General features: G+C 69.1%; 24 protein-coding genes. 12 read left to right on the top strand and 12 right to left on the bottom strand.

The features are described from left to right. Nucleotide 1 precedes the first annotated feature (1 nt). The 5 genes from GGR12_RS15505 to GGR12_RS15485 all read left to right on the top strand — a co-directional run bounded on the left by GGR12_RS15505 (nt 2) and on the right by GGR12_RS15485 (nt 6,101). The gene (locus GGR12_RS15505; RefSeq protein ID WP_183205529.1) at nt 2–1,138 is read left to right on the top strand and encodes an alpha-ketoacid dehydrogenase subunit beta; all 1,137 of its coding nucleotides are present in this window, start codon (nt 2–4) and stop codon (nt 1,136–1,138) included. Nucleotide 1,139: 1 nt separating this feature from the next. Beyond that, entirely contained in the window at nt 1,140–2,807 is a 1,668-nt protein-coding gene (locus GGR12_RS15500; protein WP_183205527.1) for a 2-oxo acid dehydrogenase subunit E2, read from the top strand. Further along, entirely contained in the window at nt 2,807–3,319 is a 513-nt protein-coding gene (locus GGR12_RS15495; protein ID WP_183205525.1) for a hypothetical protein, read from the top strand. The genes GGR12_RS15500 and GGR12_RS15495 overlap by 1 nt, the downstream gene beginning before the upstream one ends. Before the next feature lie 18 nt (nt 3,320–3,337). After that, nucleotides 3,338–4,732, top strand: coding sequence for a dihydrolipoyl dehydrogenase (gene lpdA, locus GGR12_RS15490; RefSeq protein ID WP_183205523.1), 1,395 nt, complete (start codon nt 3,338–3,340; stop codon nt 4,730–4,732). Nucleotides 4,733–5,030: 298 nt separating this feature from the next. Next, nucleotides 5,031–6,101, top strand: a complete 1,071-nt coding sequence (locus GGR12_RS15485; protein ID WP_183205521.1) for a substrate-binding domain-containing protein — start codon at nt 5,031–5,033, stop codon at nt 6,099–6,101. A gap of 55 nt (nt 6,102–6,156) precedes the next feature. Here the strand turns inward: GGR12_RS15485 and GGR12_RS15480 are convergent, their stop codons facing one another. Further along, on the bottom strand, nt 6,157–7,242 hold the full coding sequence (locus GGR12_RS15480) for a glycosyltransferase family 4 protein (RefSeq protein ID WP_183205520.1): 1,086 nt from the start codon (nt 7,240–7,242) through the stop codon (nt 6,157–6,159). Between the two features lie 71 nt (nt 7,243–7,313). Continuing rightward, on the bottom strand, nt 7,314–7,775 hold the full coding sequence (locus GGR12_RS15475; protein ID WP_183205518.1) for an Lrp/AsnC ligand binding domain-containing protein: 462 nt from the start codon (nt 7,773–7,775) through the stop codon (nt 7,314–7,316). Between the two features lie 109 nt (nt 7,776–7,884). On the opposite strand from GGR12_RS15475, the gene putA reads away from it, so the two are divergent. Both putA and GGR12_RS15465 read left to right on the top strand, forming a co-directional pair. Next, complete coding sequence (putA, locus tag GGR12_RS15470) at nt 7,885–11,007, top strand: bifunctional proline dehydrogenase/L-glutamate gamma-semialdehyde dehydrogenase PutA (RefSeq protein ID WP_183205516.1); 3,123 nt, start codon at nt 7,885–7,887, stop codon at nt 11,005–11,007. 265 nt (nt 11,008–11,272) lie between these two features. After that, nucleotides 11,273–11,557, top strand: a complete 285-nt coding sequence (locus GGR12_RS15465) for a hypothetical protein (protein ID WP_183205514.1) — start codon at nt 11,273–11,275, stop codon at nt 11,555–11,557. 17 nt (nt 11,558–11,574) lie between these two features. Here GGR12_RS15465 and GGR12_RS15460 read toward each other — a convergent pair whose 3' ends face one another. After that, complete coding sequence (locus tag GGR12_RS15460; RefSeq protein WP_183205512.1) at nt 11,575–12,135, bottom strand: hypothetical protein; 561 nt, start codon at nt 12,133–12,135, stop codon at nt 11,575–11,577. A 138-nt stretch (nt 12,136–12,273) separates the two neighbouring features. Between GGR12_RS15460 and GGR12_RS15455 the strand changes: the two genes are divergently transcribed. Beyond that, nucleotides 12,274–12,834: a hypothetical protein gene (locus GGR12_RS15455; RefSeq protein ID WP_183205511.1), complete on the top strand. Its 561-nt coding sequence runs from the start codon at nt 12,274–12,276 to the stop codon at nt 12,832–12,834. A gap of 31 nt (nt 12,835–12,865) precedes the next feature. On the opposite strand, the gene GGR12_RS15450 is transcribed toward GGR12_RS15455, so the two are convergent. Beyond that, nucleotides 12,866–13,783 carry a hydroxymethylglutaryl-CoA lyase gene (locus tag GGR12_RS15450; RefSeq protein ID WP_183205510.1) on the bottom strand — a complete coding sequence of 306 codons (918 nt, stop codon included), beginning with the start codon at nt 13,781–13,783 and terminating at the stop codon, nt 12,866–12,868. Further along, nucleotides 13,780–15,459 (bottom strand): ArnT family glycosyltransferase, encoded by a 1,680-nt coding sequence (locus GGR12_RS15445; RefSeq protein ID WP_183205509.1) that lies wholly within the window; start codon nt 15,457–15,459, stop codon nt 13,780–13,782. The genes GGR12_RS15450 and GGR12_RS15445 overlap by 4 nt, the downstream gene beginning before the upstream one ends. Nucleotides 15,460–15,551: 92 nt before the next feature. Between GGR12_RS15445 and GGR12_RS15440 the strand changes: the two genes are divergently transcribed. Together GGR12_RS15440 and GGR12_RS15435 are read left to right on the top strand one after the other, a co-directional pair. Beyond that, nucleotides 15,552–16,280, top strand: coding sequence for a glycosyltransferase family 2 protein (locus GGR12_RS15440; RefSeq protein WP_183205508.1), 729 nt, complete (start codon nt 15,552–15,554; stop codon nt 16,278–16,280). A 105-nt stretch (nt 16,281–16,385) separates the two neighbouring features. Continuing rightward, nucleotides 16,386–16,826: a hypothetical protein gene (locus GGR12_RS15435; RefSeq protein WP_183205507.1), complete on the top strand. Its 441-nt coding sequence runs from the start codon at nt 16,386–16,388 to the stop codon at nt 16,824–16,826. A gap of 133 nt (nt 16,827–16,959) precedes the next feature. On the opposite strand, the gene GGR12_RS15430 is transcribed toward GGR12_RS15435, so the two are convergent. The 3 genes from GGR12_RS15430 to trhA are packed head-to-tail and all read right to left on the bottom strand — an operon-like array spanning nt 16,960 to nt 18,676. Then, nucleotides 16,960–17,325: a hypothetical protein gene (locus GGR12_RS15430; protein WP_246328952.1), complete on the bottom strand. Its 366-nt coding sequence runs from the start codon at nt 17,323–17,325 to the stop codon at nt 16,960–16,962. Then, nucleotides 17,307–17,906, bottom strand: coding sequence for a polyhydroxyalkanoate synthesis repressor PhaR (gene phaR / locus GGR12_RS15425; protein ID WP_183205506.1), 600 nt, complete (start codon nt 17,904–17,906; stop codon nt 17,307–17,309). Before phaR ends, GGR12_RS15430 begins: the two co-directional genes overlap by 19 nt. 56 nt (nt 17,907–17,962) lie before the next feature. Further along, nucleotides 17,963–18,676: a PAQR family membrane homeostasis protein TrhA gene (gene trhA / locus GGR12_RS15420; protein ID WP_183205505.1), complete on the bottom strand. Its 714-nt coding sequence runs from the start codon at nt 18,674–18,676 to the stop codon at nt 17,963–17,965. Between the two features lie 146 nt (nt 18,677–18,822). Here trhA and GGR12_RS15415 point away from each other — a divergent pair, with 146 nt between their 5' ends. Further along, complete coding sequence (locus tag GGR12_RS15415; protein WP_183205496.1) at nt 18,823–19,998, top strand: acetyl-CoA C-acetyltransferase; 1,176 nt, start codon at nt 18,823–18,825, stop codon at nt 19,996–19,998. A gap of 237 nt (nt 19,999–20,235) precedes the next feature. On the opposite strand, the gene GGR12_RS15410 is transcribed toward GGR12_RS15415, so the two are convergent. Beyond that, nucleotides 20,236–21,060 carry a DUF2461 domain-containing protein gene (locus GGR12_RS15410; RefSeq protein WP_183205494.1) on the bottom strand — a complete coding sequence of 275 codons (825 nt, stop codon included), beginning with the start codon at nt 21,058–21,060 and terminating at the stop codon, nt 20,236–20,238. Nucleotides 21,061–21,148: 88 nt separating this feature from the next. On the opposite strand from GGR12_RS15410, the gene GGR12_RS15405 reads away from it, so the two are divergent. Then, nucleotides 21,149–21,814 carry a DsbA family oxidoreductase gene (locus tag GGR12_RS15405; RefSeq protein WP_183205492.1) on the top strand — a complete coding sequence of 222 codons (666 nt, stop codon included), beginning with the start codon at nt 21,149–21,151 and terminating at the stop codon, nt 21,812–21,814. Here GGR12_RS15405 and GGR12_RS15400 read toward each other — a convergent pair. The 3 genes from GGR12_RS15400 to GGR12_RS15390 are packed head-to-tail and all read right to left on the bottom strand — an operon-like array spanning nt 21,811 to nt 23,666. Then, nucleotides 21,811–22,323, bottom strand: a complete 513-nt coding sequence (locus tag GGR12_RS15400) for a cupin domain-containing protein (RefSeq protein ID WP_183205490.1) — start codon at nt 22,321–22,323, stop codon at nt 21,811–21,813. The two genes, GGR12_RS15405 and GGR12_RS15400, sit on opposite strands and share 4 nt — an antisense overlap. A gap of 21 nt (nt 22,324–22,344) precedes the next feature. Further along, nucleotides 22,345–22,569, bottom strand: coding sequence for a hypothetical protein (locus tag GGR12_RS15395; RefSeq protein WP_183205488.1), 225 nt, complete (start codon nt 22,567–22,569; stop codon nt 22,345–22,347). After that, on the bottom strand, nt 22,566–23,666 hold the full coding sequence (locus GGR12_RS15390; RefSeq protein ID WP_183205487.1) for a serine hydrolase domain-containing protein: 1,101 nt from the start codon (nt 23,664–23,666) through the stop codon (nt 22,566–22,568). The genes GGR12_RS15395 and GGR12_RS15390 overlap by 4 nt, the downstream gene beginning before the upstream one ends. Nucleotides 23,667–23,818 lie beyond the last annotated feature (152 nt).

Below are 23,818 nucleotides of genomic sequence, written 5' to 3'. Positions count from 1 at the left end.
CATGAGCGAGCAGCACACCTTCACCGAATCCGACCGCGTCGACGGCATCGAACCCGACGCCGTGGACGGCCAGCACCCGCCGAAATCGACCGCCGCCGCCAACGGCGTGCAGCCCCAGATCATGGCGATGAACATGATCCAGGCGCTCAACTCCGCCATCGACGTCAAGATGGCCGAGGATCCGAACGTGCTGTCGTTCGGCGAGGACGCCGGCTATTTCGGCGGCGTCTTCCGCGTCACCGACCAGCTGCAGCAGAAGCACGGCCTGACCCGCAGCTTCGACGCCCCGATCAGCGAATGCGGCATCGTCGCCGCCGCCATCGGCATGGGCGCCTACGGCCTGCGCCCGGTCGTCGAGATCCAGTTCGCCGACTACATCTATCCGGCCTACGACCAGATCGTCTCCGAGGCGGCCAAGCTGCGCTACCGTTCGGCCGGCATGTTCACCTCGCCGATCACCATCCGCAGCCCCTACGGCGGCGGCATCTTCGGCGGTCAGACGCACAGCCAGTCGCCGGAAAGCCTGTTCACCCACATCGCCGGCCTCAAGGTCGTCATCCCGTCCAACCCCTATGACGCCAAGGGTCTGCTGATCGCGGCCATCGAGGATGACGATCCGGTCGTCTTCTTCGAGCCCAAGCGCCTCTACAACGGCCCGTTCGACGGCTGGCACGAGAAGCCGGTGTCGCCCTGGAAGGCCCAGGAGCTGGCCCAGGTCCCGACCGGCAAATACGTCGAGCCGATCGGCAAGGCGCGTGTCATGAAGGAAGGCTCGGACGTCACCATCCTGGCCTACGGCACCATGGTCTGGGTCAGCCTGGCGGGCGCAGAGCACGCCGGCGTCGACGCCGAGGTCATCGACCTGCGCACCCTCGTGCCGCTGGACATCGAGACCATCGAGGCCTCGGTGAAGAAGACCGGCCGCTGCGTCATCGTCCACGAGGCCCCGAAAACCTCGGGCTTCGGCGCCGAGCTTTCGGCCCTGGTGCAGGAGCGCTGCTTCTACCACCTGGAAGCCCCGATCGGTCGCGTCACGGGTTGGGACACCCCCTATCCGCACGCGTTCGAATGGGAATATTTCCCGGGACCGGAACGGGTCGCCACGGCCCTCAAGGCCGTCATGAGCGGGGGGCGCTGATATGGGTCGTTTCGTCTTCAAGCTGCCCGACGTGGGCGAAGGCACCGCCGAGGCCGAACTGGTCGGCTGGCACGTGAAGGTCGGCGACGTCGTCGCCGAGGACCAGATCGTCGCCGACGTCATGACCGACAAGGCCACCGTCGAGATCACCGCCCCCGTCTCGGGCAAGGTCACCGCCATCCACGGCGAACCCGGCCAGATGATTCCGGTCCGCGGCCCGTTGGTCGAGTTCGAGGTCGAGGGCGCCGGCAACGCCGCTGACGCGCCCGCCCCCGCGCCCAAGGTCGAGGCCGCTCCGGTCCCGGCCCCGGCCCCGAAGGCCGCCCCGGCGCCCGCCGCTGCTGCGGCTCCAGCCGCCGCCGGCGCCAACTACGTCTTCAAGCTCCCCGACGTCGGCGAAGGCACGGCCGAGGCCGAGCTGGTCGGCTGGCACGTCAAGGTCGGCGACGCCGTCTCCGAGGACCAGATCCTCGCCGACATCATGACCGACAAGGCCACTGTCGAGATCACCTCGCCGGTGTCCGGAACCGTCGTCGCCCTGCACGGCGAAGCGGGCCAGCAGGTCCCTGTCGGCGGTCCGCTGGTCAGCTTCTCGGTCGAGGGCAAGGGCAATGTGGCGGCGGCAGCCGCCCCCGCCCCCTCCACCGCTTCGCGGTCCCCCTCCCCCGATGGGGGAGGAACTAAGCCGCCGGCCGCCGCTCCCAGTTCTCCCCCCGCTGGGGGGAGTACCCGCGCAGCGGGGGAGGGGGGCTCCAAGCCGCGCACCCTCTCCGACCGCAACCAACGCCCGCTCGCCTCCCCGGCCGTACGCAACCGCGCCCGCGACCTCGGGATCGAGCTGCAGTTCGTGCCCGGCTCGGGCCCGGCCGGCCGCATCGAGCACGCCGATCTGGACGCCTATGTCGCCTCCGGCGGCCGCGGCTCATCCGTGGGCGGAGCCTCGGGCTCCTCGACCTATGCGAAGGCCGAAGGAACCACCGAGGTCCGCATCATCGGCCTGCGCCGCAAGATCGCGGAGAAGATGGCCGAGAGCGTCCGCCGCATCCCGCACATCACCTACGTCGAGGAGATCGACGTCACCGCTCTGGAAGAGCTGCGCGCCCACCTGAACAGCCAGAACAAGGGCTCGGACAAGCCCAAGCTCAACGTCCTGCCGTTCATCGCCCGCGCCATCGTGGTGGCCCTGCGCGACCAGCCGCAGATCAACGCCTGGTACGACGACGAGGCCGGCGTCCTGACCCAGCACGCCCCGGTCCACCTGGGCATTGCCGCCCAGACGCCGAACGGCCTGATGGTCCCGGTCGTCCGCCACGCCGAGGCGCGCGATCCCTACGACACGGCCAACGAGATCACCCGCGTCTCCGGCGCCGCCAAGTCCGGCAAGGCGTCGCGTGAGGAGCTCTCGGGCTCGACCATCACCATCACCTCGCTGGGCACGCTGGGCGGCCTCGTCCACACGCCGATCATCAACCACCCCGAGGTCGCCATCGTCGGCCCCAACAAGATCCAGGAGCGGGTCGTGGTGAAGGACGGCCAGATGGTCGTCCGCAAGATGATGAACCTGTCCTCGTCCTTCGATCACCGCATCGTCGACGGCCACGACGCCGCCGTCTTCGTCCAGCGCATCAAGGGCCTGCTGGAGAACCCCGCGACGCTGTGGATGGGGTGATGGCGATAGGCCTGGCACGTGCGGTTGCTCTCGCGGCTGCGGTTTCCCTTGCCGCGCCGACGACTGCCTTGGCCTGCCGGATTCCTTGGCGGTTCGTTCCCGCTAACGAAGCGCATGATGTCGTAGCAGTAGCCACAGTGGTTAGCCGGACGGACTGGGGACGATTCACCTATGACACCGGCGTTCCGTTCGATCGGATGACGGGGCAGCCGTACGAGTTGGGTCACGCGCGCGAATGGACGGCGATCCTGCGGACGACTTGGGTACTGAAGGGAAACTCGCCAGCGGTGATTCAGGTAGCACCGGACGTGGCCCTCGTTCCGGGAGAGGACGTTATCACCTGGAGCAGCTGCTGGGACGGGATTGAAACGCCTCAGCCAGGCAAGACCTACGCGGTCTACATGGACCGCATAAATGGGGTCCTGCGGACAACAAGGCTGGTCGACATAAATTTCGCCCTCGCCAACGACCCCCTGTTCTCATCTGAGCCCGCCGTCGCGATCTCCAACTGACTTCTGCAAAGCCAAGCCATGCAATCCCTCACCACCAAAGTCCTGATCATCGGCGCCGGCACCGGCGGCTATGTCGCCGGCATCCGTTGCGGCCAGCTGGGCCTCGACACCGTGCTGGTGGACGGCGGCGACGGCCTGGGCGGGACCTGCCTGAATGTCGGCTGCATTCCGTCCAAGGCGATCATCCACGCCGCCGGCAAGTTCGAGACCGTCTCCAAGGCCGCTGACGGCGGCACCCTGGGCATCACCGCCGCCAAGCCGGCCATCGACCTGTCGCAGACGGTCGCGTGGAAGGACGGCATCGTGAAGAAGCTGAACAACGGCGTCGCCGCCCTGCTCAAGAAGGCGAAGGTCAAGGTCATCAAGGGCTGGGCCACCTTCTCCGATGCCAAGACCTGCACGGTGAAGACCGCCGAGGGCGACATCACCATCTCGGCCGAACACGTCATCCTCGCCACCGGTTCGGACCCGGTCGAACTGCCCTTCCTGAAGTTCGGCGGCGACGTCATCTCCTCGACCGAGGCCCTGTCGCTGGACAAGGTCCCGGGCAAGCTGGTCGTCGTCGGCGGCGGCTACATCGGCCTCGAGCTCGGCATCGCCTTCCGCAAGCTGGGCGCCGAAGTCGCCATCGTCGAAATGGCCGACCGCCTGCTGCCGCTCTACGACAAGGCCCTGACCGATCCGGTCCAGAAATGGCTGGAGAAGCGCGGCGTCGAACTGCACCTCGGCGCCAGGGCCGGTTCGTTCGAGAACGGCCAGCTGAACGTCACGACGAAGTCCGGCGAGGCCATCAAGCTCAAGGCCGACAAGGTCCTCGTCACCGTCGGCCGCAAGCCGCGCACCCAGGGCTGGGGCCTGGAGAACATGGGCGTGGCCATGGCCGGTCCGTTCGTGAAGATCGACGACCGCTGCGCCACCAGCATGCGTAACGTCTGGGCCGTCGGCGACCTGACCGGCGAACCCATGCTGGCCCACAAGGGCTCTGCCCAGGGCGAGGTCGTCGCCGAGATCATCGCCGGCCATGACCGCCGCTTCGATCCCGTCACCATCGCCGCCGTCTGCTTCACCGAGCCCGAGATCGTCTCCGCCGGCCTCGGCCCGCAGGACGTCGAAGGCCGCGACGACGTCATCCAGGCGGTCTTCCCGTTGATGGCTATCGGCCGCGCCCTGGCCATCGAGGCCGGCGAGGACGGCGGCTTCGTGCGCGTCATCGCCTCGAAGACCGACCACCGCCTGCTCGGCGTCCAGGCCGTCGGCCAGCATGTTTCCGAGATGTCCAACAGCTTCGCCCAGATGCTGGAGATGGGCGCGGTGCTGGAAGACGTCGCCGGCGTCATCCACGTCCACCCGACGCTCGGCGAGGCCTTCCACGAGGCGTCGCTCCGCGCCCTGGGACACGCCATTCATATCTAGGCCGCTATCGCTCGCGACGCGGTCGCTCGCTGCTTGAGCGCATCCATTCTTTCGTCATCCCGGGGCGCACAGCGACCCCGGGACCCAGCGGCGCCGAAGCGCTAGCGAAGGCGATTGAGCGAGCGGCGTGCGTGACAGTTTCGCGCTCTCGCGCGCCGCTAGGTCCCGGCCTTCGCCGGGATGACGAAAGAAGTGGCCGCGCTGGTTCCCGTCGCCGAACCGTCATCAACCGACCCGGCGGACCGTCACAAACCTCTGGTCTAAGCGCCACACCTTGGCATTTGTCCGGAAACTGATGATGACCCGCATCCTTCTCGCCGCCGCTTCCGCCGCCGCCCTGCTGGGCCTCGGCGCCTGTGGCGACAACGCCGGCGCACCCGGCTCCCAGGCCCCGCGTGCGGGCATCTGGGCCGCCGGCTCCTCGACCGTCTTCCCCTTCGCCACCCGCGTGGCCGAGAACTTCTCGCGCACGGCCGGCGGCGCCGCTCCGCGCGTCGAATCGCTGGGCACCGGCGGCGGCATCAAGGCCTTCTGCACCGGCGTCGGCCCGTCGACCCCGGACATCGCCAACGCCTCGCGTCCGATGAAGAAGTCGGAGTTCGAGGAATGCCAGAAGAACGGCGTGACCGAGATCGTCGAGATCAAGATCGGCTACGACGGCATCGTCATCGCCACGGCCCGCTCGGGCAACAGCTTCAACTTCCGCCTGCAGGACATCTATTCCGGCCTGGCCAAGGAAGTCCCGGGTCCCAACAACACCTTCGTCGCCAACCCGGCCACGACCTGGAACCAGGTCAACCCGGCCCTGCCGAACCAGCGCATCCAGGTTTATGGCCCGCCGCCCACCTCGGGCACCCGCGACGCCTTCCTGGAACTGGGCATGGCCCCGGGCGCCAAGGAGATCCCGTCGCTCGCCGCCCTGGCCGCGGCCGACAAGGACCGCTTCGAAACGCTGGCCCACACCCTGCGTGAGGACAACGCCTGGATCGACTCGGGCGAGAACGACAACGCCATCGTCCAGACCCTGACCCGCACCCCGGGCTCGCTGGGCGTGTTCGGCTTCTCCTTCCTCGAGCAGAACATGGACACGGTGAAGGCCGAGACCATCGACGGCGTCGCGCCCTCGGCCGACACCATCGCCGACGGCTCCTACCCGCTGGCCCGCAGCCTCTACATCTACGTCAAGAAGCAGCACGTCGGCGTGACGCCGGGCCTCGAGCAGTTCGTGACGGAGTTCATGTCCGAGGCCTCCGCCGGCCGCGGCGGCTACCTCCAGGACCGCGGCCTGGTGCCGCTGCCCGCCGACCAGCTGACCGCCCAGCGCGCCGTGGCCCAGGGCCTGACGGTGATGTCGGCCCCGACCAAGTAAGGACGGGTTCCTCCCCGAAACAGAAAGGCCCCGGATCGCTCCGGGGCCTTTTTCGTTACGCCGCCGCCTTGCGCCGCAGCCGGGCGATCCGCCGCAGCCGCCGCCAGAACCGGCCGCGCTCGGGCTCCGGGTAGGGCTGCAGGTTCTCGACGAACTGCTCCGCCGAGGCCCGCCAGCTGAACTTCTCGGCATAGGCCCGCACCGCGGCCCGGTCGCACTTCAGCGCCTCCAGACAGGCCGTCCGCAGGTCCTTGTCGATCGCTCCGGCGTTCGAGCCGGGGATGATGTCGATCGGGCCATGCGCCGGATAGGCGGCCACCGGCGTGCCCGTGGCCATGGCCTCCAGGATCACCAGGCCGAAGGTGTCGGTCCAGCTCGGGAAGACGAACACGTCGGCGTCGCGGAAGCAGCGCGCCAGCTCCTCGCCGAAGCGGGCGCCGAGGAATTTGGCGTCGGGATATTTCACTTCCAGCTCGGCCCGCGCCGGTCCGTCTCCGACCACGATCTTGGTGCCCGGCAGGTCGGTTTCGAGGAAGGCCTCGATGTTCTTCTCGACGGCCACGCGGCCGACGTTGAGGAAGAACGGCCGCGGCCAGTCCTTGCCGCCCAACTCGTCGTAGATGCGCGGCAGGTCCGGGTTGAACTGCTCGGTGTCCACGCCCCGCGACCACGGCGAGACGTTGCGGAATCCGCGCTCCAGCAGCTCGTCGCGCAGCGTCGGGGTGGCGACCATCAGCCGTCCCGACGGCTTGTGGAACCACTTCATATAGGCGTAGCCGACCTGCACCGGGATCGGGAACCGGGCCGAGACGTACTCGGGGAATTTGGTGTGGTAGCTGGTCGTGAACGGCAGCTTCCATTCCACGCAGATGCGCCGTGTGGCGATGCCGATCGGGCCCTCGGTGGCGATGTGCACCGCCTCGGGCTCCAGCGCGCGCAGCCGCTCGCGGATCTCTTCCTCGGCGCCCAGCGCCAGCCGGATCTCCGGATAGGTCGGCGCGGCGATGGTCTTGAACTGGCTCGGCTCGATGACCTCGACCTCATGGCCCATGGCGCGGCATTCCGCGATGGTCCGGGTCAGGGTGCGGACGACTCCGTTGACCTGGGGCTCCCAGGCGTCGGTTGCCAGAACGATGCGCATGTGGGCCGGAAGGCTCCGCCGTTGATCGGGGAACCGATCTAGCCGTTTACGATGAACTTGGCGAGACGGCCTTACAGCGGCAGGGCTGTGGTCGCCTTCACCTCTTCGAGAACGGCATAGGTTCGCGTCTCCCGCACGCCCGGCATCCGCACCAGCACGTCGCCGAGGAAGGCGCGATAGGCGTCCATGTCTCCGACGCGGGCCTTGATCAGATAGTCGAAGCCGCCGGCCACCATATGGCACTCCAGCACCTCGGGCTGGCGGCGCACCGCCTCGGCGAAGGCCTCGAACACGTCGCCGGTGGTGCGGTCGAGGTGCACCTCGACGAAGATCAGCAGCCCGCGCCCGACCTTGGCCGGATCGATCAGGGCGGCGTAACCGGTGATCACCCGCCGTTCCTTCAGGCGTCGGATGCGCTCGAAACACGCGGCGGCCGACAGGTTGCAGCGCCGCGCCAGCTCCGCATTCGACAGCCGGCCGTCCTCCTGCAGGGCGCGCAGCAGGCGGCGATCGACGGCGTCCAGAGTTTCCATCGGCGAAACCTCAACTTCACCGAACGATCTTCGGCGCTACAGGGGATCATACGATACACATTCGGCGAGGTCCGCCATATATGCCCGGCACACTCAGGACCGAACGCCCATGACGACCGCCTTCTCCCCTTCAAGCGTCGCCCACTGGGACACGCTGGACGAAGGCAAGTTCGCAGACGAAACGGCCACGGTTCGGGGCCTGCTGGGCCGCATCCCCCTCGACGGCGACGAGCGTGGCGAGGTTCTCGCCAGCGCCACCGACCTCGTCGAACGCGCCCGCGCCAGCGTCAAGAAACAGGGCGTGGTCGAAAGCTTCCTGCAGGAGTTCTCGCTCGGCACCCGCGAGGGCCTGGCTCTCATGTGCCTCGCCGAGGCCCTGCTGCGCACGCCCGACGAAGAAACCCGCGACCGTCTGATCGCCGAGAAGATCGGCTCGGCGGACTGGGCCTCACACCTCGGCCAGTCGGACAGCCTGTTCGTCAACGCCTCGACCTGGGGCCTGATGCTGACCGGCAAGCTGGTCGACGTGGATGAAGAGGCCCGCACAGACCTGCCCGGCTTCCTGAAGCGCATCGTCGGCCGTCTGGGCGAGCCGGTCATCCGCGAGGCCGTCGCCGCCGCCGTCCGCATCATGGGCGAGCAGTTCGTCGTCGGCCGCACCATCGAGGCGGCCCTGAAGCGCTCGAACAAGGAAGGCTGGCTCTGCTCGTTCGACATGCTGGGCGAGGGCGCCCGCACCGCCCATGACGCCGAGCGCTACGAAAAGATCTACGCCGACGCCATCGAGGCCGTCGGCAAGACCGCAAAGGGCCAGGGCCCCGAGGTCGGCCACGGCGTCTCGGTCAAGCTGTCGGCCCTGTCGCCGCGCTATGAAGCGACCCACGAGCACCGCGTCTGGGACGAGCTCTATCCCCGCGTCCTGCGCCTCGCGAAGATCGCCGCGAAATACGACATCAACTTCACCATGGACGCGGAGGAGGCCGACCGCCTCGCCCTGTCGCTGAAGCTGCTGGACCGCCTCGCCCGCGAGCCCGACCTGGGCGAATGGAAAGGCCTCGGCCTCGCCGTCCAGGCCTACCAGAAGCGCTGCCCCGAGGTGATCCGCCGCGTCGCCGACCTGGCGAAGGACTCCGGCCGCCGGTTGATGGTCCGCCTGGTCAAGGGCGCCTACTGGGACACCGAGATCAAGCGCGCCCAGATCTTCGGCCGCACCGATTATCCGGTCTTCACCACCAAGGCCGCCACCGACCTCAACTACCTCGTCTGCGCCCGCCTGATGATCGAGGCCGCGCCGCACATCTATTCGCAGTTCGCGACCCACAACGCCCACTCGCTGGCCGCCGTCTACAAGATGGCCACCGATCGCGGCGTGAAGATCGAGTTCCAGCGCCTGCACGGCATGGGCGAGGCCCTGTACGACTCCGCCAAGGCAGCCTTCGGTCCGGTGACCGTGCGCGCCTACGCCCCCGTCGGCGGCCATGAGGACCTGCTGCCCTATCTGGTCCGCCGCCTGCTCGAGAACGGCGCCAACTCCTCCTTCGTCCACGCCCTGCTGGACGAGCGCGTGCCGGCCGCCATGGTCGCCGCCGATCCCATTTCCGCCGTCGAGGCCCACCCCGACCGCCACGCCAAGATCCCGACCCCGAAGGACATGTACATGGACCGCCAGAACTCGCTCGGCCGCGACTACTCCCAGGCCGCCGACCGCGAACGCCATGTGCTCGCCCTCGAGAAGGTCGACAGTGAAAAGCTGACCTCGGGCCCGCTGATCGGCGGCAAGCTCAAGGCCGGGACCAACCCGCAGGATGTGACCAATCCGTTCGACCGCTCGCAGGTGCTGGGCCACGTCTCGGAAGCGACCGAGGCCGACATCGACGCCGCCGTGAACGCCGCCGGCAACGCCCAGCTCGCCTGGGACCGCAAGGGTGGCTCCGGCCGCGCCCCGGTTCTGCGCGCCATGGCCGACGCGCTGGAGCACGACATCGACCGCTTGGTCGCCCTGCTGTCGCGCGAAGCCGGCAAAACCCTCAACGACGGCGTCGCCGAGGTGCGCGAGGCCGCCGACTTCTGCCGCTACTACGCCATGCTGGCCGAGCGCGACTTCGGCGGCCGCGAGGAGCTGAAGGGCCCGGTCGGTGAGATCAACCAGCTGGTCCTGCACGGCCGCGGCGTCTTCGCCTGTATCAGCCCGTGGAACTTCCCGCTGGCCATCTTCACCGGCCAGATCGCCGCCGCCCTGGCCGCCGGTAACGCCGTCCTGGCCAAGCCCGCCGAACAGACCCCGCTGATCGCCGCCGAGGCCGTGCGCCTCTATCACAAGGCCGGCCTCAACGCCGACCTGTTGGCTCTGGTCCCGGGCCGCGGCGAGACCGTCGGCGCCAAGCTGGTTTCGCATCCGGGCATCGACGGCGTCGCCTTCACCGGCGGCACCGATACCGCCGCCGCCATCAACCGCTCGATCGCCGCCCGCCCGGGCCAGATCATCCCCTTCATCGCCGAGACCGGCGGCCTCAACGGCATGTTCGTCGACACCACGGCGCTGAAGGAACAGGTCATCGACGACGTCATCCTGTCGGCGTTCGGGAGCGCCGGTCAGCGCTGCTCGGCCCTGCGCATCCTCTATGCGCCGAAGGATTCCGCCGACGCCCTGATCGAAGGCCTGAAAGGCGCGCTCGCCGCCCAGGTCCTCGCCGACCCGACCGACCCGGCCACCGACATCGGCCCGGTCATTGACGCCGAGAGCCGCGCCAACCTCGAGGCCCACATCGAGCGCCTCAAGAAGGAAGCGAAGATCGTCGCCCGCGCCGCCATGCCGGAAGGCGCCGACAAGGGCGACCTGTTCGCCCCGACCATCGCCGAGATCCCGACGCCCGACTTCCTCGAGCGCGAGGTGTTCGGCCCGATCCTGCACGTCTACCGCTACGACCCGGCCGATCTGAAGACCGTCGCCGGCAAGCTGGCCGCGCGCGGCTATGGCCTGACGCTGGGCGTGCACAGCCGCATCGAGGCCTTCGCCGAAGAGGTCATCCGCCTGGTCCCGGCCGGCAACGTCTACATCAACCGCTCGATCACCGGCGCGGTCGTGGGCGTCCAGCCCTTCGGCGGCGAAGGCCTGTCCGGCACCGGCCCCAAGGCGGGCGGCCCCAACAGCCTGATCCGCTACGCCGCCGAGAAGGCGATCTCGAACAACATCTCCGCCCAGGGCGGCGATCCGGCCCTGCTGAACCTGTAGGCTCCGGACTTCCTTCATTCCGCTCATCCCCGCGAAAGCGGGGACCCAGTTCTGTGGGTGATCGGTCTCGCCTGTGCGCGCTCAGGCCGATGTCCTGAAACGCCCGGCGTTCCCACGAAAGGTCCGGGTCCCCGCTTTCGCGGGGATGAGCGGAAAATACTGTTCCGCCCCACCCCGGGTCACGGCGCCGCTCATGTGATTGGCGTTCAGGCGCGAATGCCGGATTTCATGGACCCGTCATCCGCGCGGGGGCGCACCAAGGTCCATGTCCAGATTCCAGTCCGCTGACGTCGTCGAATGCATCGACGACGTGCCCGTCCATCCCGAGACCCGGGTCATGCCCCGCCTCGGCGAGCGCTACACCGTCACCCGCACGCGCCAGGTCGGCGACGGCTGGAGCGTCCGCCTGCTGGAGCTTCACCCCACCTGCCACCTCGGCGGCCCGTGTCGCTGCGGCGACTGCGGCTGGGACGCCGCCCGGTTTCGTAAATGCGAGCCTCTGCAGGAGACCGAACGGACGCGGGACAAGGCCGAGCCGGTTCCTGCGTAAGGACGTCCGTCCGCCTGTCAGGACTCCGCCGCTACTGTGGCCTGGCCCGTGGCCGCCTTGTGGAACAGCCAGGCGGAGAGAAGCCAGAGCGCGGTGAAGATCGCGATCAGGCGCACGACCACGGATCCGTCCATGAAGGCCGGGATCGCGGTCGCCGCCATGGCGACGGCGGTCGCCGCCATGGCCAGAGCCATGCCCCGGGCCCTGAAATTGGCGATGAAGGCGCTGACGATGGCGATGAGGATCACGCCGAAGAAGATCTGGTTGATGGGGTTGTCCTCGTTGCCGATGATCCCGACGGCCAGGTTCGACCAGGTGATCAGGAAGGCGGTCCCCAGCGCCACGACCACCCCCGCGCGATAGGCGACGCTGCGCGACGCCCGCATGGTCAGTTCAATCAGCGCCGCCGGCACCGCCAGAATGACGGCGGCGACAATGAAGTCGAAAGCGGTCCACTGCACCTCGTCGGAGAACTGCATGGCGACCGCGGGTATCAGCAGCAGCACCGCGGGGCCGCCCCAGACGATGATCCTCCACCAGCCCCTGTGGCGTGCGCCGCCTTCAATATTCCCCGACATCCGATGGCCTCCGTTGGTGAGGCTTTCAGTCTGGGTCGGACGGCCGGTGAGCCGCATGAGCGAAAGCTGAGGCTTTGCTGAAATCGCATCGGTGAGCCGGGCCGGATGGTACGACCGATTTCGACGCAGCCGCGGTTCATGCTGGGCCCCATGACAGACGGTTACCGCATTCGCAGCCCCGAAACCTGGGATCAGGCGCGTGAGGCCTATCTCGCCGGCGAACCCGCTCCGGTCGTGTGCGAGCGGTTCGATATCGGCCTGTCCGCCTTTCGCCGGCGCGCCCGCGAGGAGGGTTGGCGCCGATCGGACCAGCCGGACACCGAGCTTGAGCCCGACGTCCCCGACGACGAACTCCCCGACTTCGACCCCGGCCGGACCATCCGTGTCGCCGCCGGTCGGATGGCGCTGGCGGTTGAGCGGGGGCGGGTCTACGAGGCGCTGCGTTGGGGCCGGCTGCACGCCATGGCCGCCCGCCATATCGTGCTGGTGGAACAGGAACGCGCCCGCGCAGCCGAGCGTCTACGCGGCGCGAAACAGCGGGCCGCCATGGCCGAGTTCTGCGACCTCACGAAGCCCATCGGCGACGTCAAGGCGCGCATGCGGGAAGCTGCGGACGCCGTAACCGGGGATCTGCACTATCTGCACGATCTGCACCCCGTTTCGCCGTCGGCAGACGGGGCAGACATCGATGAGGACTGAATCCTGTCCTGCGCCGAGGGGCGCCGGCAGGTCAGCTTCGAGGCCAGCCTCCTGCGCGGCTGAGCGCGCTGGGCGCGGGACGGCCGATCTTCTCCCCGATCCAGCGGGCGGTGGTGATCAGCGCATCGAGGTCGTAGCCGGTTTCAAACCCGGCCCGCTCCAGCATGTAGACCAGATCCTCGGTGGCGATGTTGCCGGTAGCGCCGGGCGCGAACGGACAGCCGCCGATGCCGCCGACGGAGGCGTCCAGCACGTCCACGCCCGCCTCCACACCGGCATAGGCGTTGGCCAGGCCGGTGTTGCGCGTGTCGTGGAAATGCAGCCGCAGGACTGCGTCTGGCGCGGCCTTGCGAGCCGCCTCGACCTTACGCGTCACGGCCCACGGGTCGCCGACGCCGATGGTGTCGGCCAGGGCGATCTCCTCGACCCCGAGTTCAGCGATCCGCCCGACCAGATCGGCCACCTGATCGATGGATACCTCGCCGTCGAAGGGACAGCCCCAGACGCAGGACAGGGTGGCGGACAGGGAGGGCGTGGCGCCCGGCGCGCCTTCTGCGTTGGCCCGACCGGCCATGATGTCGGCCAGCATCTGCACCTGCTGTTCGACCGACAGTCCCTGGTTCTTGAGCCCGAACCCATCGGTCGCGGACATCGCGACGTTGACCTCATCCACGGCCGTACCCAGCGCCCGGTCATAGCCCTTGCCGTTCAACACCAGGCCGATGCGGCTGCGCCCGGCCTCGTGGGGCAGGTCGGCCATCACCTCTTCGGCTCCGGCCATCTGCGGCACGTATTTCGGATGGACGAAGCTGACGGCCTCGATGCGCCGCGCGCCGGCGCCTTCCAGGCGACGAACCAGATTGGCCCGCATGATCGGCTCAAGGATCGCCGTTTCGTTCTGCAGGCCGTCACGGGGACCGACCTCGACGATGGTGATGCGACGGCTCATCGCGCGCGCTCCGGACTGGCGGGCGTTGCGCCCGGCGGGGCGTATACGGTCAGGCGGACGTCATCGCCCTGCGAATAGTTGTAGCCCTGCACGACGCCGACCGAGCGACCGGTCACGCCGAGATTGGCGGCCGCCTGTCGGAACGCCTCGGCCTCGCGCTCCTCGACGATGGCGGGACGCCCTTCGGCCAGGGCCTTCGCGGCGCCGGCGGCGTCCGTCAGTTCGGTGTCCTTGCCGGTCAGGAAGACGAAGCTGGGCTCGTGATACCCCGCGATGGCCACCGGCCCGGGCCGGCCCATGCGCGGATGCAGGTCACCCTCTTCCAGAACCTTCTGAAGCTGGGGCGAGACCGCGAGGGGCCGCAGCTGGCGCAGGGTTCCGGCCAGCGCGCCGTGAGCGATGACGCCCAACGTCAGGGAGGCGATCAGCGCCGTCACCGCCGCCCGATGCATCATCAGGAAGGCGCCGATCAGGGCGGCCAGGACGGCGAAGACGATGGTGATGGTCGCCCAGGTCTGGGCCGTCGACTTGCCGTACTCGGTGAGCAGATAGACCGTCCCCACGGCCAGGGCGGCCCCCACCACGACCGTCAGCGCCGCGCCCATGTAGCGCGAGACGCGTCCGATGGGCCGGGTCAGGGCGGCTGCGGCCAGAAGCGCCAGGGCTCCGTAGGCCGGCAGGGTGTAGTGCGCCAGCTTGGTCGGCGTCAGTTCGAAGATCAGCCATGCGGGCACGAGCCAGCAGACCAGGAACCGCACCGCCGGCTCGGCGCGCCGGTGCCAGCCCGTCGACAGGGCGGCGGGCAGCAGCAGGGTTGCCGGGAAGAACAGGACCAGCGCGCCCAGCAGGTAGTAGCCGGGAGGCGCTCCGTGGCTCTCGTGTCCGCCTGCAAGCTTGGGCGCCAGGTCGCCGGCGATGGCTTCGCGCCAGAATCCGCCGTCCGTGGCGATGGTGATGGCGATCGCCCAGGGGCCGACGATCAGGGCCACCAGCGGCAGACCCCAACCCCAGCCGAGCCGTCGCATCCATTTGATGTCGCGATCCCAAACCGAGAGCATCAGCATCGCCGGGGCGATGACGATCAGGCCGATCGGCCCCTTGATCAGAATCGACAGCCCCAGGCCCAGCCAGAACAGCAGCTTGTGCGGTCGTCGGGGAATCTCCCCCGCCCGTGTCGACAGATAGATTCGCGCCAGGGCCGCCATGGACAGGGTGACGGACGCGCAAAGCATCGCGTCGGTCTTGGCGATCCCCGCTTCCGTCGACAGCAGGAAGGTCGCGCCCAGCATGGCCCCGCCCAGGAAGCCGGCCCTCTGTCCGAACATCGCGGCGCCGGCCCAGGCGCACGCCGCGGCGGCCAGCATGGCGCCGAGGATCGACGGAATCCGGTAGGGCTGGATGTCCCGGTTCTCGACGTTCGACGTCGCCGCCACGGCCGCCGCCTGCATCCAGTAGATGCCGACAGGCTTCTTCCAGCGCGGATCCTGCTGGAAACGAATGTCGACGTAGTCGCCGCTCTCCAGCATCTGCGACGTCGCCTGGGCGTAACGGCTTTCGTCGCGATCCAGCGGCGGCAGCAGCATCAGCACCGGCAGGCCGGCGAACAGGGCGACCAGGGCCGCCAGTACGGGTCCCCGCCATCCGGCGATGTAGCGGTCGAGGTCGGGGCGCATCATGTTCATGTTCCTAACACGACGCTTTCGGTTGCGTCATGGGCCGTGCGCACGCCGCCCTCCCGCACGCCTGCGAAACCGGCTAGACAACGGCCATGACCGAAGCCGTTCCCGACATCTCCGTCGTCGTCCCTGTCCACAACGAGGAGGGGGCCGCGGCGCCGCTCGCCCGCGAGATCGCAACCGCTTTCGCCGGGCGCTCCTTCGAGATGGTCTTCGTCAACGACGCGTCGAAGGACGGAACGCTGGACGAGTTGCGGGCGCTGCAAGCCGAACTGCCGATGCTGCGCATCCTCAGCCATGGCTCGAACGCCGGTCAGAGTCGCGCAGTCCGCACCGGCGTGCTGGCGGCGCGGGCGCCGATCGTGGTCACCCTCGATGGCGACGGCCAGAACCCGCCGGCGGATGCGCCGCGGCTGACCGACCTGCTCGCCGCCTCGCCTTCCACTGTCGCCCTGGTGGGCGGTGTCCGCGCGAAACGCCAGGACAGCGAAGCCAAGCGCTGGGCCTCCCGCTGGGCCAACCGGATTCGCAAGAAGCTGCTCTCGGACGATGCCGACGACACCGGCTGCGGACTGAAGGCCTTCCGACGCGATGTCTTCCTGCGGCTCCCGTACTTCGACCACATCCATCGCTACCTGCCCGCGCTGATGATCCGCGAGGGGTATGAGAATCGCTACCTCGACGTCGATCACCGTCACCGCGAGACCGGCCAGTCCAAATATACGAACTGGGGGCGCCTGATGGCGTCGTTCTCGGACCTGCTGGGCGTGATGTGGCTGAAGTCGCGGTCCCGCCGCCCCGGCGCCATCAGCGAATTCTAGGTCGTTTCGCCCCTCGGGCGAGCCGGCATGGCCGGATGGATCGAACCGGGTTATTTATCGTTAACAAGCGCGGCCATTGGTGGCCGACGGCTCTGGAGCCTGGCCATGCTGATCGCCCTGCCGCTGCTCGTGATTCCTGTGGTGCTCTACAATCTCGTCGTGCTGACCAGCCTGCTGGGCGGCGGCGCGACCGCTGCGGCGGCGGGCGGCGCGGACGCCATTCTGCGCGACCCGATGTTCTCGATCCCGATGGCGTCCGGCACCAGCTGGAACGTCGGTCCGGGCGACCTGATTCTGATGCTGTCGCTGGTCCTGCTGTTCTTCGAACTGCTGAAATCCACGTCCAGCCAGAAGGTCGCGATCGTCAATCACGCCCTGTCGATGATCCTGTTCGTGATCTGCCTGGTCGAGTTCCTGCTGATCCGCGGGTTCGCGACGTCGACCTTCTTCCTGATTGTGACCATGGTCATGTTGGACGTCCTGGCCGGGTTCATCGTCACCATCATCTCGGCCCGCAAGGACCTCGACTTCGGCGCGACGGCCTAGGCTACGCCTAGGAGAAGGCCACGAAGATCAGGGCGACGACCGTGACGTCAAAGGCGCGGGCGATGAGAGACAGCATGGCAGGGTCCGGAAACGGGTTCGATCACCCCGGTTCAGCAAGGACCGTGCCGTTCGCTCAGATGTCGGTGTCTTCGGTCTGTCCCGGCTTCGGACGACGCTCGGCTGCGCCGGAATACCGGGTTCCGAGGTAGGCGGAGCGGGCCGCGTCCAGCACGGGCGGGCCGCCCTTCAGGCCGCGACGCTGGCCGGTCTGCCCCATCAGATGCGCGGCGAAGGCTGTCGCACCGGCATCCGCCGTCGGCGTGGGGGCAGGTCTTGCCGGGCCGTCGGCGGGTTCTGCCGCGAAGTCGACAGGCACCAGGTCGCGCGAGGCCGATCCGGCCCGGCGCTCCGCCTCACGCCGCTCGGCCGCTCGGCGATCGCGGCGCTCGACAGGGCCAACGGGGCGGACCTCGTCCGACATCAGGTGTTGCTGGGCCATTTGGACATCTTGTCCAGCTGCGCGCGCATCTCGTCCATCTGGCGACGCATCTCTTCCAGCGGATCGGCAGCGGGCGCGGCTTCCGGAGAAGGGGTCGGCCGGGCGGCGGCGCTCATGGCTCCGAAGCCCGGCCACATCTTCATGGCCTCGGCGAACATGGCCATGTTGCGCTTGACCGCCTCGTCCATGATCCCCGCGCCCGGCGCCGCGCCGAAGGCTTTGGTGAACTGGCCGCGGATCTGCTCCTGCTGACGCGAGAAATTGTCGAGCGACATTTCGAGGTAGCTGGGCAGCACGCCCTGCATCTGGCCGCCGTAGAAGCCGATCAGCTGACGCAGGAACTGGACGGGCAGCAGGGCTTCGCCGCGGCTCTCTTCCTCGAAGATGATCTGGGTCAGGATCTGGCGCGTCAGGTCCTCGTTGGTCTTGGCGTCGTAGACCACGAACTCGGTCCCTTCGCGCACCATGCGGGCCAGGTCCTCAAGCGTGACGTAGGCGGAGGTCGCCGTGTTGTAGAGGCGGCGGTTGGCGTACTTCTTGATGACGACGGTGTCGCCGGCTCCGGACTTCCTGTCAGCCACGCGGGGTCCCCGATCCTGTTGCAACGCCGCACTTTCCGCGCTGCGCGTGCGAAAGTCTAGCCGACTGCCGCAGGGGCAAGAACGACGCCGACGAGGACCGCCGCCCAGTGGACCGTTGCGCCCGTGACGACGAAGCCGTGCCAGATGGCGCGGCGGAAGCGAACCCTCGGGCTGATGAAGACGAAGACCCCGGCGGTGTAGATCAGACCCCCGATGACCAGCAGGGTCAGGGCGACCGGATGGACGGTGTCGATCATCGGCTTCAGGGCGATCACGGCCAGCCAGCCGAAGGCGACATAGACCGCGCTCCAGAAGGCGTCGGACAGGCGCGGCAGCAGCATCTTGGCGAAGGCGCCGGACAGGCCGACCGCCCACACCAGCAGGGTGAAGCCGATCACCCAGCCCCCCTCGAACCGCTGGGTGGTGAAGGGGGTGTAGCTGCCGGCGATCATCAGGAAGATCGCCGCCTCGTCGAGCCGTCTGAGCACCGGCCGGGCGGCGCAGGGGCGGGTCAGGTTGTAGACCGTCGAGGCCGTCAGCATGGCGATCAGACAGGCGGCGTAGGTCGCCGTAGCCATCACCGCCCCGATGCCGGAGTAGATCGCGGCCAGGACGGCGAGGACGATGCCGCCGATGGCCGCGAGGGTCAGGCCGATGACGTGAACCACCAGATCGGCCGTCTTTTCGGCGGGTGTCTGATAGTGCTCGATCATGTCGAGCTCGTCGGGGGTGCAGACCCGTTTCGCCAGTCGTTTCAGACGCATGAGCATGGCCTCTTGAAAAGCGGTCAGGACCTACTTCGTTCCGGAAAAATGCGCCTGCGCCAGTGACCGGGCGATGAACGGGGCGTACGGCGTGACGAAGCCGGCCGGATGCGGCAGAAACGGCACGATTTTCCTTCCCAAGGGTCAAGCTTATGTCCGACGTCGTCATCGTTTCCGCCGCCCGCACGCCTGTGGGCTCGTTCATGGGTTCGCTGTCGAGCCTCAGCGCGGCGCAGCTGGGATCGGCGGCGATCGTGGCGGCGCTGGAGCGGGCGGCCGTGAAGCCGGAGGAGGTCGACGAGGTCGTCCTCGGTCACGTGCTGCAGGCGGCGGCGGGGCAGGGGCCGGCGCGTCAGGCGTCGATGGGCGCGGGGATTCCGAAAGAGACCGCGGCCTGGAGCGTCAACCAGATCTGCGGCTCGGGCCTGCGCGCGGTGGCCATCGGCGCCCAGCAGATCGCCCTGGGCGACGCGAAGGTCGTGGTCGCCGGCGGCCAGGAGAGCATGAGCCAGGCGCCGCACGCCCAGCAACTGCGCGGCGGGGTCAAGATGGGCGACGTCAACCTGGTCGATACCATGGTCAAGGACGGCCTGTGGGACGCCTTCAACGGCTACCACATGGGCCAGACCGCCGAGAACATCGCCGAGCAGTTCCAGATCACCCGCGAGGAGCAGGACGCCTTCGCCACGGCCAGCCAGAACAAGGCCGAGGCGGCGCAGAAGGCGGGCCGGTTCGACGCCGAGATCGCGCCGCTGAAGATCGTCAGCCGCAAGGGCGAGGTGACGGTAGACAAGGACGAGTACATCCGTCACGGCGCGACCGTGGAGGCCATGCAGGGCCTGAAGCCGGCGTTCAACAAGGCGGGCTCGGTGACTGCGGCCAACGCCTCGGGCCTGAATGACGGCGCGGCGGCCCTGGTGCTGATGAGCGCGGACGAGGCGAAGGCGCGGGGGCTGGAGCCGCTGGCCCGGATCGTGTCGTCGGCGACGGCGGGCGTGGACCCCTCGATCATGGGCACCGGCCCGATCCCGGCGTCGCGCAAGGCGCTGGAGAAGGCCGGCTGGACCGTCGCTGATCTGGACCTGGTGGAGTCCAACGAGGCCTTCGCGGCCCAGTCGCTGTGCGTGCTGAAGGAGCTGGGCCTCGACCCCGATAAGGTCAACGTCAACGGCGGCGCCATCGCCATCGGCCACCCGATCGGCGCCTCGGGCGCTCGCATCCTGACGACGCTGCTGTTCGAAATGAAGCGGCGCGATGCGAAGAAGGGCCTGGCGACCCTGTGCATCGGCGGCGGCATGGGCGTCGCCATGTGTGTCGAGCGGGACTGATCCGTACTGTCGCGGAAAAAAGCGCGAAACCCTCTCAAGTCCTCTCAAGTCCTCTCATCTTCCGGGCCTGGGTGCAGGCGGGGCGGGATTCGGCCGTCCGGAGATGAGAGGGTCGAATGGAGGATTTGAGAGGGTTTGAGAGGGTCCTCTCACCCGCCGCTGCCCGCCGCTTCCGATGTCAAAGACCGTCGAGCGCGCACTGAAGCACGCGGCGGCGTCAAAAGCGGACGCAGGCGCTCAGCGGCCGTCCAGCGCCGACCAGCCGAAGCGGAGCAGGGGCAGGGTCTCGGTCGCGAAGCCGGCGATGACGTCCGGCAGGTCGGGCGAGGTGATCTGCGCGCCGGTCAGGGGGCGGCGGACGAACCACTGGGTGCGTTTCAGCACCGGCTCCAGCGGCGTTCCGGCGTGGGCCTCGAAGCCCTTGGGCATGCGTTTGGCGGCGGCGCCGGGGGCGAGCGTCAGGCCGGCCTTCTTCAGCGCCTTCTCGACGGCGGCCCAGGCGGCGGGGTCGGCGACGACGGCGCGGCGGAAGGCCTCGATGTTCGGGCGCTCGTGCAGATAGAAGCCGGCCGAGACGAAGGGGCCGTGGCCGTAGGCGTCTTCCACGTCGGCGATGGAGGTCGTGGCGACCACGGCGGCGGCGGGGCGGTTCGACGGGTGGGTCGAGGGATCCAGCGGGTCGATGCTGTCGGGATCGAAGGCGTCGGCGGCGGCGCGCGATCCGCCCTCGGGTTCGATGTGGATGTAGACCAGGCCGGGCGACAGCTTGCCGCCGTCACGGGTCAGGGTGGCCGAGACGTGGGACTTGTAGGGCCGCTTGTCCTTCGAGAAGCGGATGTCGCGGTGGATGCGGAACAGGCTGCGCCGGGCCTCGCCGCCCAGCGGCAGTTTGCGGGCGGCGCAGGCCGCGGTGGTCGCGGCGATCAGGGCCTCGAGCGCGGGCTTCAGGCCGTCGTCATAAGTCGCGCGGTGGGCGGTGAACCAGTCGCGGTCGTTGTTGGCGGCGAGGCCGGAGAGGAAGGCCAGGTCGGAGGGGGCGAAGCCGGAGAAGGTGGTGGGCATGAGACGGATATAGGCGCTCGTGAATGGGGAGGTGAAATGGCGGCGACGGCATCCCATATCGGGCATCAACACTGTTGCGGAGCGCGCCATGACCCGACCCCTGAAGATCGACTTCGTCTCGGACGTGGTCTGCCCCTGGTGCGTGGTCGGGCTGGGCGGGCTGGAGACGGCGCTGGAGAAACTGAAGGCCGAGGGCGTCGAGGCCGAGGTCAGCTTCCATCCCTTTGAGCTGAACCCGCAGATGGCCCCCGAGGGCGAGAACATCGTCGAGCACATCGGTCGCAAATACGGCTCCACCCCGGAGCAGTCGGCGCAGAACCGCGAGATGATCCGCGAACGCGCCGCGAGCGTCGGCTTCGACATGCGCATGGGGTCGGACAGCCGCATCTGGAACACCTTCGACGCCCACCGCCTGCTGCACTGGGCGGGCGAGACGGCGCCGGACAAACAGGCGGCGCTGAAGAAGGCGCTGTTCAAGGTCCACTTCACCGAGGGCCGCAACCTGACCGACGCCGGGACCCTGACCGAGGCCGCCGAGGCCGCCGGCCTGGACCGGGCCGAGGCGGCCGACGTGCTGGCCTCGGAGCGCTACACCGGGGCCGTGCGGGCCGAGGAGCAGCTGTGGCTGTCGCGGGGCATCAACTCCGTTCCTGCGGTGGTGGTGGACGGCAAATATCTGATCTCCGGCGGCCAGCCGGCCGAGGTGTTCGAGGAAGCGTTGCGCAAGATCGCGGCCGAGGCCCCCGCCGCCTAGAACGGCGGGGCGGCCAGGTTCTCGACGTCATAGACGTCGCTGAGCGCGCGCATGCGCGGGCCGTAGTCGGGGTGTCCGGGCGGCGAGGTCTTCACCAGTTCCTCGCGGGCGTGGAAGAAGCCGATGAAGTCGCCCGACGACACGCTGAGCAGCAGGCGGGTCGGCTCCTCGCCCGTATTGCCCTGGGCGTGCGGCGTGCCGCGCGGGATGAAGACGTAGTCGCCGGGCCCCAGCACCAGGGCCCCGCCGCCGACGTGCAGGGTCAGCTGGCCGGACAGGACGTAGAAGCTCTCGTCGGTGCGGTGATGCACATGCACCGGGGTGCGATAGCCGGGCGCCTCGACCAGCACGATCTGGCCCATGGCCTGCTCGCCGTCCGGCGACAGATACGCCACCTGGCCGACGCCGATGGAGGCCGGACCATCGCTCGCGCGGCGGATGGTGATGGCGGCCGGGTCGGACGGCGGGGCGGCGAGCGCCAGGGCGAAGGCGAGGGCGGCAGGCGTCATGGCGGGCTCCTTGTCCGTGAATCAGCGAATGCGTTCGATCGAGCCGAGGCGAAGACGACCGACGGTGAGTTCGTCGACGTGCAGGCGGCGGACGCGGGCGCGGCCGACGCGGAGGGCGCCGATGGCGAGGGCTCCGATGGCCAGGGCCCCGATGGCGAAGGCGCCGGTGGCGAGCGCGCCGAGGGCCAGGGCGCCCGTGGCGGCGCTGCCGACGGCGGCGGAGGAGGTCTTCACGGGCGGGGTCATTTGAGGGTTTCCAGCAGGCGGCCGAAGGCGGGGCCGGCGGCGTCGTCGGCGAGGTTGACGGTCAGCAGGACCGCCCGGCCGCGCGCGGGCCACAGGGTCGCCTGGGCGACGAAGAAGCCGTTGCTGCCGAGGTGGCTGAGCACCGTCTGGCCGTCGTCGCCGGCCTCGACCTTCCAGCCCGGGGCGTAGTCCCAGCCGGGTTCGCCCGGCGTGTGCAGGCGGCGCCAGCTGTCGGCAGACAGATAGCTTTCGTCGGCGCGCAGATGGGCGGCGATGAAGCGGGACCAGTCGGCGAGGCTGAGGTGAATGGTGCCGGCGGGGCCGGCGGCGGCGGGGTTGTCGTCGCCGGGGCCGAGGTCGATGCGCCGCCACGCGCCGTCCTCGCCGCGGACATGGCCCAGCGGCTGGTCCAGCCGGCCGGGGGTTCCGGGGGCGCCGAAGCCCGCTTCGGTGAGGCCGAGGGGTGCGAACACCTCGCGTCGGATCAGGGCCTCCCAGTCCAGGTCGGCGACGGTCTCCAGCATGACGCCGGCGATCATATAGCCGGCGTTGGCGTAGGCGGTGCGGGTGTTGGGCGGCGCGGCGGGCGGGGTCTTCAGCCCCTCCATGACCAGCCAGGCGCGCTGGTCGCGCAGGGGGCCGCCGCGGGCGACCATCTGTTCCCACAGGGCCTGGTCGAAATTGCCCTCGGCGCCGGAGCGATGGCTGAGCAGCCACAGCAGGGAGACGTCGTTCCAGGCGGGGTCGCCCGCCCCGCCCAGCACCCCGGCGACGGTCGTATCCCAGCCGATCAGGCCGCGCTCGATCAACCGGGCGGCCAGGGCGGCGGTGAAGGCCTTGGTGCAGGAGCCGATGTGCCAGCGGTCGGACGGCTGGACCGGCGGCCCGTCGGGCCAGGCGCGGACGCCGGCGACGCCGAGCCGTTCGGCGCCCTGGAGCCCGACGACGGCGGCGCCCAGGGCCGGCACGCCGGCCTGCGCGCGTTCGGCCTCGACCAGGGTGGAGATGTCGGCGGGCTGTGCGGCGGCGGGCCGGGCGAGCGCGGCCGTCAGCGGCAGGCCGGCGAGGGCGGCGGCGAACTGGCGGCGGTCCATCATGGCGGGTCCTGTCGGGACGGAGACGTGGGTCGGGTACGCGGACAGGGGGACGGGCCAGTTTAGGGAGAACGGCGGGCGGGGGAAGGGGGCGGGTTCGGCACCTTCCCGGTCGTCAGGGGAGGCGTGAGACTCCCCTGCACAAAAAAAACCGG

This window comes from Brevundimonas lenta (genome assembly GCF_014196335.1).
Classification (GTDB): Bacteria; Pseudomonadota; Alphaproteobacteria; order Caulobacterales; family Caulobacteraceae; genus Brevundimonas; species Brevundimonas lenta.
The sequence above is the reverse complement of the archived record's forward strand: the minus strand, read 5'-3'. Positions and strand labels throughout refer to the sequence as shown.